The organism is Streptomyces sp. NBC_00996, assembly GCF_045162675.1.
In the GTDB taxonomy this organism is placed as follows: domain Bacteria; phylum Actinomycetota; class Actinomycetes; order Streptomycetales; family Streptomycetaceae; genus Streptomyces.
The window spans coordinates 3,448,047-3,460,831 of sequence record NZ_CP108723.1; the positions used below are offsets into that span (position 1 = coordinate 3,448,047).

Here is a 12,785-nt window from a genome sequence, read left to right on the forward strand (position 1 = left end):
CCGAAAGACCGGAGAGGCGCCGCCTCACCGCAAGACCGCAGACGCGCCACCCCACCGCAAGACCGCAGACGCGCCACCCCACCGCAAGACCGCAGACGCGCCACCCCACGGGCAAGAGACCCGCGCGAAACGCCACCCATCGACCGACCGGTGCAGAGATCCGCACCGCGCCCTACCCCCCACGCTGAGTTCCGCACCCTGAGACGAGTTGGAGCACCCATGCCCCAGCACGTGCCTTCCTCGCTGCGCGCCGCGCTCCCCCGCCCCGCGCAGCACCCCCCGGCGCTCCCCCCACAGCCGCGCCGTATCGTTTTTCTCGCCCGCCGCGATCTCGGCAACCCGGCGGCGGGCGGCTCCGAACTGCTCGTCGACCGTCTGGCCGAAGGGCTGACCGAGCTCGGCCACCAGGTCACCCTGTTGTGCGGCGGCCCCGCGGCCTACCGCGACTACCGGGTCGTCTCGGCGGGTGGCGACCTCGGCCACTTTCTGCGCGCCCGCCCCGCGTTGCACCGCCAGGTCGGTGACTGCGACCTCCTGGTCGAGGTGTGCAACGGACTGCCGTACCTGGCGCCGTTGTGGCACCACGGCCCCACCCTGTGTCTGGTCAACCACGTCCACACGGACCTCTGGAAGATGCGGTTCGGCGGACCGCTGGCACCTGCCGCCCGGCTCGGCCGAAGACTCGAACACTGGGCGCTGGCCGGCGCGCAGCGCCGCAATCTGCTGGTCGCCGTCTCTCCGTCGACGGCACACGCCCTGCGCGCGATCGGGGTCGAGCGGGACCGCATCCGGGTCGTGCACAACGGAGTCGAGGAGCCGGGGCCGCGGGCCTCTCGCTCGCCGGAGCCGCTGTTCGTGGCGATGGGGCGGCTCGTCGAGTACAAGCGGATCGATCTGCTGCTGCGGCTGTGGGAGCGGGTCCGCCCGGTCACCGGCGGCCGGCTGGTGATCGTGGGAGACGGCCCCGAGCGCGAGCGCCTGGAGCAACTCGCGGGCCCCGGAGTCGAGTTCACCGGCCATGTCTCCGAAGCCGAGAAGCACCGTCTGCTGTGCGCCGCCTGGCTGCTGCTGCACCCGTCCGCCGTCGAGGGCTGGGGCCTGGTCGTCACCGAGGCGGCCGCGCGCGAGACCCCGGCGATCGCCTTCGACGTACCCGGACTGCGCGACTCCGTCGTGGACGGCGAGACGGGTCTGCTGGCCCGCGGCGAGTCCTCCTTCGCGGCCGCCTGGTGCACGCTCGCCCTGTCCACCCACCGCCGCACCCTCATGGGCAAGGCCGCCCGCGACCGCACGGCCCGGTACCGCTGGAACCACACGGTCCGCCAGTTCAGAGCGGTGGCCGCGGAGGCGGTGAGGGGCTGGACGCCGTGAGGGCCCCCGGTGAGGGTGCGGGTACCGGCCTCAAGGACCCCTCCATACGCCGCTCACTGGCGCTCTTCCGTGCCTTCCTGCACGAGCAGGACGACCCCGGGTCCTGCTACTCGCTGCTCGCCCGGGACGCCGCCGACCAGGTCGAGGCGTACGGCGGCGCCGTCGAGGGCCGTACCGTCGTGGACGTCGGCGGCGGCAGTGGCTACTTCACCCAGGAGTTCCGGCGGCGCGGGGCCCACGCGTATCTCTTCGAGCCGGACGTAAGGGAGTTGGGGCCGAAGCCACCCGACTCGGCGGTCGTCGCGGACGGGTATCTGCTGCCGCTGGCGGACGGGGTGGCCGACGTCTGCTTCTCCTCCAACGTCCTGGAGCACGTGGCCGATCCGCAGACGTTCCTGAGCGAAATGGTGCGCGTGACCCGCCCGGACGGGCTGATCTACGTCTCGTTCACCAACTGGCTGTCCCCGTGGGGCGGTCACGAGTGGGCGCCCTGGCACTACTTCGGCGCCGAGCGGGCACGGGCCCGCTACCGGCGCCGTACCGGTAGGGCCGCCAAGCACACCCTCGGCGAGAACCTCTTCGCCGTGCACATCGGCACCACCCTCCGGCAGGTGCACGCCCGCGACGACGTCACGGTCGTCGCGGCGCGCTCCCGCTACTGGCCGTTCCTCGCCTCCGCCGTCACCAAGACACCGGTGCTGCGCGAGTTCGCCACTTGGAACCTCCTCCTCATCCTCCGGCGGTGTCCACCATGACGAGCACGGTCCAGGCTCCTCCTCCAGCAGCCGTCCGCCCCGCCGCGACCGCCTCAGGACCCCCCGAGGGGCCGCGCTCGCGGCGGTGGCTGCTGGGTTTCTGGGCCGTGGTGTTCGTGCTGTTCCTGGCCGTGCACCCCGGGCGGACGACCTTCGACACCAAGCTCGGTGTCGCGCTCGACCCCTGGCAGTTCCTCTCCGATCTGGGCCAGTTGTGGCACGACCGGGGCGGCTTCGGCGGCATCCAGGACCAGTACGTCGGCTACGTCTGGCCGATGCTGCCGTTCTACGGCCTGTGCAAGCTGATCCATCTGCCGGTGTGGCTGGCGGAGCGGCTGTGGCTGTCGATCGTGGTCTCCGTCGCCTTCTGGGGCGCACTGCGACTGGCCGAGCGGCTGCGGGTCGGGAGCGGTTCCGCAAGACTGCTCGCCGCCGTCGCGTACGCGTTGTGGCCGGTCTTCACCGTCGTCGTCGGCTCCACCTCGGCCGCAGCGCTGCCCGGCGCTTTCCTCCCCTGGGTCCTGCTGCCGCTCACCGACGAGCGCTACAGCGCCCGTATCGCGGCCCTGCGCTCGGCGCTGATCGTCCCCTTCATGGGCGGTGTGAACGCGGCCGCGACCCTGGCATCCCTGCTCCCGGTCGGGCTGTATCTGCTCTCCCGCCCGCGCGGGCCCCGGCAGCGCAAACTGATCGGCTGGTGGGTGCCGGGCGTGATCCTGGCGACGGCCTGGTGGTGGATCGCGCTGCTGATGCTCGGCATCTACGGCGAGAACTTTCTTCCCTACGTGGAGACTTCGCAGACCACCACCGCCACGATGTCGGCCACCGAGTCGCTGCGCGGCGCCGGTAACTGGGTGGCGTATCTGCACTTCGGCGAGGCCTGGCTGCCCGCCGGCTGGACCGTCGCGTCCTCGGTCGTCGTGATCGTCTGTTCGTCGCTGGCGGCCGGGCTGGGTCTCGCGGGCCTGGCGAGACGGGACATGCCCGAGCGCCGCTGGCTCGCGCTGACCGTGCTGTCGGTCGCGCTCATCACCCTGGCCGGGTACGGTGGTTCGTTCGGCGCGCCCTTCCACAGCGTGGTCCAGGACTGGCTGAACGGCGGGCTCGTCCCCTTCCGCAACATCTACAAGTTCCAGACGGGGCTCGCGCTCGCCCTCGTCCTCGGCCTCGCGCATCTGGTCGGTGTCGCCTCCAAGACGCGCGGCGCCCGTCCGGTACGCGGCCGTCGATTCGCGCCCCTCGTGGCGGCCGTGCTGATACTGCCGGGGCTCGCCTGGCCGTATCTCAACGGGTCGATTCTGCAACCGGGTTCCTTCCAGGAACTCCCCAAGTACTGGCAGACCACCGCCGACTGGCTGAAGAAGTACTCCCCCGACTCCCGCGCCCTCGTCGTCCCCGCCACCGCGCACGGCATCTACACCTGGGGCTCCCCCATCGACGAGCCTCTCGACGTGCTCGCCGACTCCCGCTGGGCGGAACGGGATTACGTCCCGTTCGGTACCGCGGGCAACCGGCGCGCCATGGACGCGGTCGAGCAGTCGCTGATGACCGGCGGCGCGGTCCCGGGCCTGGCCGACTACCTGAGCCGGGCCGGCCTCTACTACGTCGTCGTACGCAACGACCTGGACCCCGATCAGCTCGGTTACGTCCCGACGGCGACCGTGAAGCGAACCCTGGAGCAGTCCGGGTACCAGCGGGTCACCGGCTTCGGGCCGGTCATGACCGGCGGGCGGATCGCGAACGACACCCCTTTGCAGGTCGAGGGCCTGTATCCGCGCCGGCGCGCCGTCGAGATCTACGAGCCGACCGACAAGGACGTGGCGAGGCCCGGACAGGCCGGGCTGAAACCGATCGCGGACACAGCCGTCGTGTCCGGCGGCCCCGAGTCGCTCCTCCCGCTGGCCGCCGACCCGTCGATGCGGGGCCGTGCCGCCGTGCTGACCGGCGACAACCATCCGGGCCTGGGCACCTCCGACGTACAGGTGGTGGGCGACGGCCTGCGCCGCGCCGACACCCGGTTCGGCCTGGTCGACTCCAACACCTCGTACACGTACACGCGCGACCAGCGCAACGACAGCGGCAGTGTGCAGGACCCCGGCAGGAAGCCGCACCAGATCCTGCCGACGAAGGGCATCGGGCACCAGACGGTGGCGGAGCTGCGCGGCGCCCGCTCGGTGACGGCGTCGTCGACCGGCAACTGGCTCTTCCACCTCCCGCAGTACGACCCCGTGAACGCCTTCGACGGCAACCCCGACACAGCGTGGGCCGAGGGCGCGGCGGGCTCGGCGAACGGTCAGTGGCTGCGGATCCGCTTCGAGGGGTCCGTGGACGTGCCGTCGTCGTTCAAGGTGACTCCGCTGCCGCAGGACGGGGTGCGGTCGGCGGCGACGCGGGTGCGGGTGGAGACGGAGAAGGGCTCCGTCACCAGCTACCTGCAGCCCAACGGCATGGCCCAGTCGATCAAGGTCCGCTCAGGGTCGACGAGTTGGCTGAAGATCACGATCGTCGGCTCCACAGAGCGGCACGCCGGTCTCACCGGTGCCGGCTTCTCCGAGATCGACCTGCCGGATGTCCAGGTGACGCGCCTGCTGCGGCTTCCGACGGACGCCTCCGGCTCGGACGCCTCCTCAGCGTCGGCCGAGGTCGTCTCCCTGCACCGCACCGCCGACCCCACCGGGCTCTCCCCGACGGGCACCGAGGCGGGCCTGCACCGCAGCTTCTCGACCTCGACGGCGGGGACGTACGCGATGAAAGCGAGCGCCGTCCCGGTCCCGGGCGAGGACCTCGACAAGCTGCTGTACGAGGTCGCGCCCGAGCAGCAGAGCCGGATCACCGCGACGGCGGAATCGACGGCGAAGCTGGGCGCCGGCCTGTCCGCGCGCAACCTCACGGACGGCGACCTGACGACGGCGTGGATCGCGGGCGACAACCCGACGATCCATCTGAGCTGGCCCGACAAACAGCCGGTCTCGTCCATCGTGCTGGCCCCGGCGGGCGGCCTGTCGACCCGCCCGACGAAGGTGAACATCAGTTCCCCGGACGGGGCGGCGATCGTCGGGGTCGACGAGAACGGCTGGGCCCGCTTCGACCCCATCACCACCGACCACCTCGACATCACCGTCACCGAGACCACACCCCTGACCGTCCACAACCCGGTCGCCGACGACGACCTGCAGCTGCCGGTCGGACTGACGGAGGCCTACGTCCCGGGCCTCGACCAGTACCGCACCCCGCAGCCGTCCGGCACCCGGAAGTTCTCGCTCCCCTGCGGGAAGGGTCCGGTCGTCGCGGTCGACGGGAAGCTGTACGGGACGAGCGCGAAGGGGACGGTACGGGACCTGGTGGAGCGCCGGGCCATTGATGTGACGCTCTGCCAGGAAGGGCGCACGGACACAGCCCTGGAGCTCACCGACGGCTCGCACCGCGTCGAGGCGGGCGACGCCGGCCCGCTGGCCCTCACGGACGTGACGCTGACCCGCGGGACCGTGGCGGACGCGGCCACCGCCGGACGCGATCTGAAGATACGTGACTGGCTGGGCGACCGCCGCGAGGTGTCGGTCGGCTCGGGCGCGGCCTCGTACCTGACGACGTACGAGAACTACAACGACGGCTGGAAGGCCACGCTGGGCGGCAAGGAACTCACGCCGGTACGGCTCGACGGCTGGCAGCAGGGCTGGCGGATCCCGTCCGGCGCGGGCGGCACGGTCAAGCTGTCGTACGAGCCGTCGACGACGTACGAGGCGGGGTTGATCGGCGGCGGGGTCGCCGTGGCCGCCCTCGCGGGCCTCGTCCTGTGGCGCCGCCGCTCGCCCAACCCCGACGAGCCCCAGCCGGTGCCGCCGCTGCCCGGGCTGTGGCCGGGCCTGGTCGCGCTGACCCTGGTCGGCGTCGTGATCGCGGGCTTCTTCGCCCTGCTGGTCCCGGCGCTGGCCCTGCTCGCCCGGCGGCGGCACGCCCTGCTCGTACCGATCGCGTTCCTCGCGCTCGCCGGGGCGGGGATCGCCGCTGCGACGGGCGCGGGGTCGCCGGTGTCGGCGGACGAGGGAGCGTTCGGGCCCGCGGCCCAACTGCTGGCGCTGATCGGCTTGTTCGCCGCTCTGGTGAGCGTACGGGAGCCGGACGCCTCCGGGGCGGCGGTCTCGCGGTGGGAGGCGTCACCGGGTTCCTCGGAGGCGCCCACGGCAGCGCTGCCGCCACGGGTGCGGAGGGAGAGCGGGGGGCCGGGAGTCCTGCCCGGTGCGCTGCCCGGAGGCTTCGAGGAGAAGCCTGGCGCGGGGGCCCAGCCGGCCGGGGAAAGGACCGGCCCGGGGGCCGAGCCGACCGGGGAGAAGCCCGGCGCGGGGGCCGAGCCGACCAGGGAAAGGACCGGCCCGGGGGCCGAGCCGACCGGGGAGAAGCCCGGCGCGGGGGCCGAGCCGACCAGGGAAAGGACCGGCCCGGGGGCCGAGCCGACCGGGGAGAAGCCCGGCGCGGGGGCCGAGCCGACCAGGGAAAGGACCGGCCCGGGGGCCGAGCCGACCGGGGAGAAGCCCGGCGCGGGGGCCGAGCCGACCAGGGAAAGGACCGGCCCGGGGGCCGAGCCGGCCGGGGAGAAGCCCGGCACGTGCGGAACCGGGGCCGAGTCCGGGGCACGGGCCGCCTCCGGCCCGACCGTCTCCGCCCGCGGCCCCGGATCGGCCCAGCCCGAGCCCGAGCCCCCGACCGCGCGCCTCACGTTCCACAAGCCGAGGTTCAGGGCGACACCACCGGAGGAACCCGGCACCCAGGAGGACACGGGGAGGGGGGAGGCCACATGACAGCGGTGGAGCACCCGGCACGGGACGGCACGGACGGGCCGATCCGGCCCCCCGTCCGCGTCCCGTTCCCGGTGGTGGACGAGGTCGCCCGGCACTGCCTCCAGGAGGAGGAACCGGAGACGGTCCACATCGAGGTCCATCTGCCTGGCCGCCTCGACCCGGACCGGCTGAGGACGGCGTTCACACAGGCGCTCCGCTGCCACCCCCGCATCCTGATGCGCGAGGCCCCGGGCCCTTGGTACCGCCGCCGCTACGAGTGGGAGCTGACGTCGGGGCCGGACGTCGAGGTGGTGTCGTTCACCTCCGCCGACTCCGACGCACTCCGGAATGCCCGGACCAGGGCCCTGTTGGAGGCCCCGCCCCTGTCCCTGTCCCCACCGATACGCCTGGAGGTGGTCGAGGGGGCGGGCCGGGCGGTGGGCAGCGAGGCGACAGACGCGGTGGGCGAAGCCACCGTGGGCCGGCGCACCGATTCAGCCACGGGCCCGCAGGCCGCCAGGGGCGGCCCCCCACGCTCGGCGGCGCCAGGAGCGGGCACCGCCGCAACCGACCCAGCTGTGGGCCTGCGTGCCGCTGGGGGCAGTGCCCGTCCCGAAGAGAGCGACACCCCGCGAGGCGCGAGCTCGCCGTCCCGCCCCGGCGCCGGCCCCACCCCCGGTCACCCGGCCCCCAAGGGCACAGTCCTCTTCCTCACCATCAACCACACCGCCCTGGACGGCCCCGCCTGCCTCCGCATCCTGGCCACCGCAGCCGAGCTGTACGGAGGCAAGGACAACACCCCCGCCGCGCCCCCGATGCGTACCCCCGACGCGACGGACACCCCCCAGGTGGACACCCCCTCCACCTGGACCCCACCCGCCAGGGTCGCCCCCGGCGCCCCCGAACCCTCCCCCGGCAACGGCTTGCTCGTCACCGAGCTGAACGTCCCGCGCCGCCCCAAGGGCTCCCCCTACACGGTGAACGACCAGCTCATGGCCACCACGGCCCTGATGCTCGCCCACTGGAACAGGGAACACGGCGCCCGCCCCCGCCCCCTGCGCATCACGATGCCGGTCGACGACCGCCCCCGCGACGCGGACATGCCGATCGGCAACGGAACGCGGCTCGTGGAAGTCACCTTCACCCCCGAGGAGGTGGACGCGCACAGGATGAGCGAACTGCTGCGCCGCACGGCCCACCGCACGCGCGCACTGAAGTCCCTCGACCGCCCCCAACTCGGCTACGGGGCCGCACTGTTGACCGCCCCCGTGGTCCCCGTGGCGTGGCGCGCGGCCGTCACCAGAGGCCTGCGCAGAGCGGCCGGCCCCTGGACCTCGACCACGCTGCTGAGCAACATCGGCCGCATCCCGTACCCCCTGGACTTCGGCGAGACGGCGGGCCGCGCCCACGCGGTGTGGTTCTCGGCCCCCGCCCGCATGCCCCGCGGCCTGACCGTCACGACCGCGTCCACCGCGGGCCGCCTGCACCTCGCCCTGCGCTGGTCCCGGACCCTGCTCAGCCACGGTGACGGCGCCCACCTGCGCGACCTCTTCGAGCACTATCTGCACGCGACGGAGGGGGACACCCCATGACCACGACAGCGCCCGCGCGGCGCGGACTTCGCGAGTTCTACGAGGACCCCGCCGTTCCCGTCGCCTCCGGCACCCCGCGCAGCCTGCGCCAGGCCCGCATGCTGGCCGCCGCGCTGGGCCCGGCCACGGCGGGCGCGAAGACCGTCCTGGACATCGGCTGCGGCGATGGCACCGCGGCCGCGACCGCCGCCCCCCTCCTCGCCGGCCACCGCCTGATCGGCGTCGACTGGTCGCAGGACGCCCTCAGACGTGCCCACGCCCATGTGCCGTACGCGATCCGCGGCGAACTCACCGACGGCGGGCTGCCATTCAGGACGGCATCGGCCGACGCGGTGCTCTTCAGCGAGGTCGTCGAACACCTCGTGGACCCGGACGGCGCACTCGACGAGATCCGCCGAGTCCTACGCCCCGGCGGCCACTTGATGCTCTCCACCCCGAACCTGGCCGCCTGGTACAACCGAGCCCTGCTGCTCGCCGGCGTCCAGCCCGTCTTCTCGGAGGTGAGCCTGCGCGCCATCCATGGCCGCCCGGGAAGCGAGGTCGTGGGCCATCTGCGGCTCTACACGGCCCGGGCGCTGCGGGAGTTCGTGACCGCGTCGGGCTTCGACGTCGTACGCCTGGCGGGTGCGCCCTTCCATGGCGTACCGCGCCCGCTGCGCCCCCTGGACCGGCTGGCCTGCGCCGCGCCGTCCCTGTCCTCCATCCTGCTCCTGCACGCGCGAAGGACGTAGCCCATGTGGTGGGGAGTGGCCGCGGCCCTGCTGGCGAACGTCCTGTACAGCACCGGATTCGTCCTGGAGAAACGGGCGTTGGCGGCCCTGCCCGAGGTGGACATCCGCCGTCCCGCCAGGCTGCTGCGACTGGTCCTCGGCAGCCCCCTGTGGATCGGCGGCTCGCTGGCCCTCGCCGCGGGCTTCGGCGCCCAGCTCGCCGTCTACCGCACCCTGCCGATCGCCGCGGCCCAGGGCATCTTCGTCTCCGGGCTCGTCCTGCTCGTGCTGCTCTCCTCCCGGCTGCTCGGCGAGGAGACGACCGGTCGCGAGCGGTACGCGCTCGGCGCGATCCTCGCCGCGCTGCTGATGGTCGTGCTGTCCCTGCACGAGGGCACGGACACGGTGAGCCGCAGCGCCCCGGTGCCGCTGATCCTCACCGTCTGTCTGCCGTCGCTCTCGCTGGGCGTGTGGCTGTACGGAGCCGCCGAGCGCCGCTCCAGGCACCGGCACCGCATGCCGACCACGGGCGTCGAGTACGGCGTGGCGGTGGGTCTGTTGTACGGCGTGAGCTCGCTCGCCATCAAGGGTGTGTCGAGCTACTTGACCACGAGCGGCCTGGGCGGAGCGGTGGTCGACCTACTCCGCTCCCCGTACCCCTATCTCCTTGTCTTCACCGGCGCGTTCGGCCTGGTCATGTCGCAGGCGGCGCTGCAGCGCTGCCGGGCCTCGCTGATCGTGCCCGTCTGCACGACGGTGACCTGTCTGTTCACGGCGGTGCTCGGCACGCTCGCGTTCGGCGAGGCGCTGCCGCACGAACCGGTGCGGCTCGCCCTGCGCCTCGCAGGCACCGCGCTCGCGGTGTCGGTCCTGCTCGCCATGCCCAAGCACGATGAAGCACCCCGACCCCCCATCGGTGCCAAGGAGCTGACGCCCCCATGAACTCCGACGACCCGCTGCTGAAGATCCTGGCCTGCCCGCTCGACAAGGGCCCGCTGCATCTGCTCGTCCCGGATGAGGCCCTGACCTCCGAGGAGGCCCTCTACAACCCACGGCTGCACCGCCGTTACCCGATCGTCGACGGCATCCCCCAGCTGCTGCCGTCCTCCGGGGAGCAGGTCACGGAGGACGAGCACGAGGAGCTCCTCAAACGGATGGCCCCTTGACAGACCCCAGGACCGCTCGTGTGAAAAAGACCCTGGCCGCCCGCCTAGCCCCCTTCCTCCCCACCCGTCTGGTCGCCGCCACCGCCCGGCTCCTCTACCCGCGCTTCGAACCCGAACTGGCCCGGCTCGCCGACCTCTGCCCGGCTGCGGCACGGCGGTGGACGTGGGCGGCTGGTACGGCCCCTGGACCCGCCGCCTCGCCGGCCGAGCCCGCCGCGTGGTGACCGTCGAACCGGTCCCGCATCTGGCCGGACTCCTCTCCGCCGTCAGCCCCGGGAACGTCCGTGTCATCCGCGCGGCAGCCTCCGACCACCGGGGCACGGCCCACCTGTGGCTGCCGCCGGACGACGCGGGCGACCGAGGTGTGTCCTCCCTCGTCCGCAGGGACATCCACGCCCGCGCGCTGAAGGTTCCGTGTCTGACCCTCGACAGCCTGGACCTGCGTGATGTCGGCTTCATCAAGATCGACGTGGACGGCAACGAGCCGGCGGTGCTGCGCGGTGCGCGGACCCTGCTCGCCCGCGACCGCCCGGCCCTGTTCATCGAACTGGAGTCCCGTATCCAGCCGATCACCCCGGTCGTCGAGTACCTCACCGAGCAGGGCTACGCCGGCTGGGTGCTTCCCGGCGCGACCTGGCTGCCTCTGGCCGCCTTCCCCCTGGAGGCCCACCAGGCGCAGACGTCACACGTCGTCTCGCAGGGCCTGCTGCGTCGGGTGCTGCCGCCGCACGGCCCCCGTTACGTCAACTCGGTCCTGTTCCTGCCCGACGGGCGCCGACCGGGCGAGGCCCGCGTACGCGACCATGGACCCCATGCCGGCCAAACGCCCCACCACACCCTTCACCCCTCTCGACTTCCAGCTGGTCCTGCTGCGCCGCATGGCCGACCACAACCCTGACCTCGTCGAGGACGCCCGCCACGAGCTGGGCGTCTCCATCGCCGACATGCGCGAGGCCAACCGGCGCTGGCAGGCGATGCTGCACGCCCCGCGCTCGCGGGGCGTGCGCTCGATCCTCGGTGCCCCGGAGTCGGTCACTCCCCGCCAAATCGGCGACCTCGCCTGCGAGGCGCTTCTGTGGCCCGTCCCCCTCTGGCCCGACCTCCGCTTCGAGGTCCTCGTCGCACCCAACGGGGTGGCCTGGAACGAGTGGCTGGTGCGGGCCCCCGGCGCCCCCGGCCCGGTGCTGGAAACCCTGGACGATCTCACGCCCTGGTCCTGCACGGTCGACGAGGCCGCCCGCGCCTTCGCCCCCGCCCGCCCCCTGGAGGGCACGGCCCCGACGCGCTGGGGTCTGGCCTTCACGGCCCCGGACGCGTGGGGCGTACGACGGGAATGCGCGGCGGAGTTCACCTGGGGGCTGCTGCAACGAGTGGGAGTCAAAGGGCAGCAGCCTTGAGGATCCCCTCCACGACGGCGGGCAGCGACTCCGGGTGCAGCCAGAGGAAGAGATTCGGCTCGACCAGCTCCAGCTCCATCACCCGGGGCCGGCCGTCGTCGCCGTCGACGAGATCGACTCGGGCGTAGAGCAGGGCGTCCGAACCGTCCGGCACCGCGGCCAACGCCCGCTCGGCCACGGCCAGTTCGGCGAGCGTCGGCTCCCAGGCCTCCAGCCGCGGATGGGGAACCTTGTCCCCGTCGAACGGCGTGCCCGGCTCCAGCACGGCACCCTTCCGGCTGGCGTGCAGCAGCCGCCCGCCGAAGAACTGCAACGCCCGCTCACCACGGGCGTCGATGTTCTTCACGTACGGCTGCACCATCGCGGTCAGCCCCTCGTCGTGCATCCGCGCGAGCTGCCGTACGGCCGTCTCCCGCTCCCCGGGTGTGTACCGGGCGGCGTACCGTGCCCCCGCACCGGCGGTGGGCTTCACGACGAAATCCTGGTCCTCGGGCAGCTCGACGGGGTCCCCCGGCGCGAGATACCGGGTCGGCACGACCGGGACCCCCGCCGCCGCCAGGTCCCCGACATACCGCTTGTCGGTGTTCCACCGCACGACCCCCGCCGGATTCGCCAGCCGCGTGAGCCCCCCGCACCGCTCGGCCCACGCCACGAACTCCGCCACCCGCCAGCTGTAGTCCCAGGTCGACCGGATCAGGACGAGGTCGAAGGCCCCCCAGTCGACCTCGACGTCGTCCCAGTACACGACGACCGCCTCCGCCCCGGCGTCCTCGAGAGCCCCCTTCAGCACGGGCAGATCCCGGTCCGCGCTGATCCCCTCCTCCCCCGGCCGGTAGGTGACGAGCGCGATACGGGCGCGGGCGGCTGTGCGGGCCACGGCGGACTCCATCCTCGTACGACTGGACTCCGGGGAGGCTAACAACCATCCGTGCGACCACGACAAGCCATTTGACCTTCACCATTGGTGAAGCCCCAGCATCGGTGGCGGAACGAGGAACGACGACCGGACCACGGGGTGG

The 12,785-nt window shown here is 72.9% G+C and carries 9 protein-coding genes and 1 pseudogene; 9 read left to right on the top strand and 1 reads right to left on the bottom strand.

The features are described from left to right. Positions 1 to 219: 219 nt before the first annotated feature. The 9 genes and pseudogenes from OG390_RS16320 to OG390_RS16360 all read left to right on the top strand — a co-directional run bounded on the left by OG390_RS16320 (position 220) and on the right by OG390_RS16360 (position 11,766). The gene (locus OG390_RS16320; RefSeq protein ID WP_406168620.1) at positions 220 to 1,371 is read left to right on the top strand and encodes a glycosyltransferase family 4 protein; all 1,152 of its coding nucleotides are present in this window, start codon (positions 220 to 222) and stop codon (positions 1,369 to 1,371) included. Further along, positions 1,368 to 2,126 carry a class I SAM-dependent methyltransferase gene (locus OG390_RS16325; protein WP_406168622.1) on the top strand — a complete coding sequence of 253 codons (759 nt, stop codon included), beginning with the start codon at positions 1,368 to 1,370 and terminating at the stop codon, positions 2,124 to 2,126. The genes OG390_RS16320 and OG390_RS16325 overlap by 4 nt, the downstream gene beginning before the upstream one ends. Then, a complete protein-coding gene (locus OG390_RS16330; protein WP_406177695.1) occupies positions 2,123 to 6,922 on the top strand; it encodes an alpha-(1->3)-arabinofuranosyltransferase family protein in 4,800 nt (1,599 codons plus the stop codon). The genes OG390_RS16325 and OG390_RS16330 overlap by 4 nt, the downstream gene beginning before the upstream one ends. Then, positions 6,919 to 8,493: a condensation protein gene (locus OG390_RS16335; protein ID WP_406168624.1), complete on the top strand. Its 1,575-nt coding sequence runs from the start codon at positions 6,919 to 6,921 to the stop codon at positions 8,491 to 8,493. The genes OG390_RS16330 and OG390_RS16335 overlap by 4 nt, the downstream gene beginning before the upstream one ends. Then, a complete protein-coding gene (locus OG390_RS16340) occupies positions 8,490 to 9,224 on the top strand; it encodes a class I SAM-dependent methyltransferase (RefSeq protein ID WP_406168626.1) in 735 nt (244 codons plus the stop codon). Before OG390_RS16335 ends, OG390_RS16340 begins: the two co-directional genes overlap by 4 nt. Positions 9,225 to 9,239: 15 nt before the next feature. Beyond that, the gene (locus OG390_RS16345) at positions 9,240 to 10,145 is read left to right on the top strand and encodes a hypothetical protein (RefSeq protein WP_406177697.1); all 906 of its coding nucleotides are present in this window, start codon (positions 9,240 to 9,242) and stop codon (positions 10,143 to 10,145) included. Next, entirely contained in the window at positions 10,142 to 10,369 is a 228-nt protein-coding gene (locus OG390_RS16350; RefSeq protein ID WP_406168628.1) for a Trm112 family protein, read from the top strand. Before OG390_RS16345 ends, OG390_RS16350 begins: the two co-directional genes overlap by 4 nt. 20 nt (positions 10,370 to 10,389) lie before the next feature. Then, positions 10,390 to 11,267: pseudogene (locus tag OG390_RS16355) on the top strand (FkbM family methyltransferase). Further along, on the top strand, positions 11,173 to 11,766 hold the full coding sequence (locus OG390_RS16360; RefSeq protein ID WP_406168629.1) for a hypothetical protein: 594 nt from the start codon (positions 11,173 to 11,175) through the stop codon (positions 11,764 to 11,766). The pseudogene OG390_RS16355 and the gene OG390_RS16360 overlap by 95 nt, the downstream one beginning before the upstream one ends. Here OG390_RS16360 and OG390_RS16365 read toward each other — a convergent pair. Continuing rightward, positions 11,747 to 12,655: a RimK family alpha-L-glutamate ligase gene (locus OG390_RS16365; protein ID WP_406168631.1), complete on the bottom strand. Its 909-nt coding sequence runs from the start codon at positions 12,653 to 12,655 to the stop codon at positions 11,747 to 11,749. The genes OG390_RS16360 and OG390_RS16365 overlap by 20 nt on opposite strands. Positions 12,656 to 12,785 lie beyond the last annotated feature (130 nt).

Coding starts and splice junctions, on each gene's coding strand:
- OG390_RS16320 (WP_406168620.1), top strand. CDS start 220: ATGCCCCAGCACGTGCCTTCCTCGCTGCGCGCCGCGCTCCCCCGCCCC.
- OG390_RS16330 (WP_406177695.1), top strand. CDS start 2,123: ATGACGAGCACGGTCCAGGCTCCTCCTCCAGCAGCCGTCCGCCCCGCC.
- OG390_RS16335 (WP_406168624.1), top strand. CDS start 6,919: ATGACAGCGGTGGAGCACCCGGCACGGGACGGCACGGACGGGCCGATC.
- OG390_RS16340 (WP_406168626.1), top strand. CDS start 8,490: ATGACCACGACAGCGCCCGCGCGGCGCGGACTTCGCGAGTTCTACGAG.
- OG390_RS16350 (WP_406168628.1), top strand. CDS start 10,142: ATGAACTCCGACGACCCGCTGCTGAAGATCCTGGCCTGCCCGCTCGAC.
- OG390_RS16360 (WP_406168629.1), top strand. CDS start 11,173: ATGGACCCCATGCCGGCCAAACGCCCCACCACACCCTTCACCCCTCTC.
- OG390_RS16365 (WP_406168631.1), bottom strand. CDS start 12,655: ATGGAGTCCGCCGTGGCCCGCACAGCCGCCCGCGCCCGTATCGCGCTC.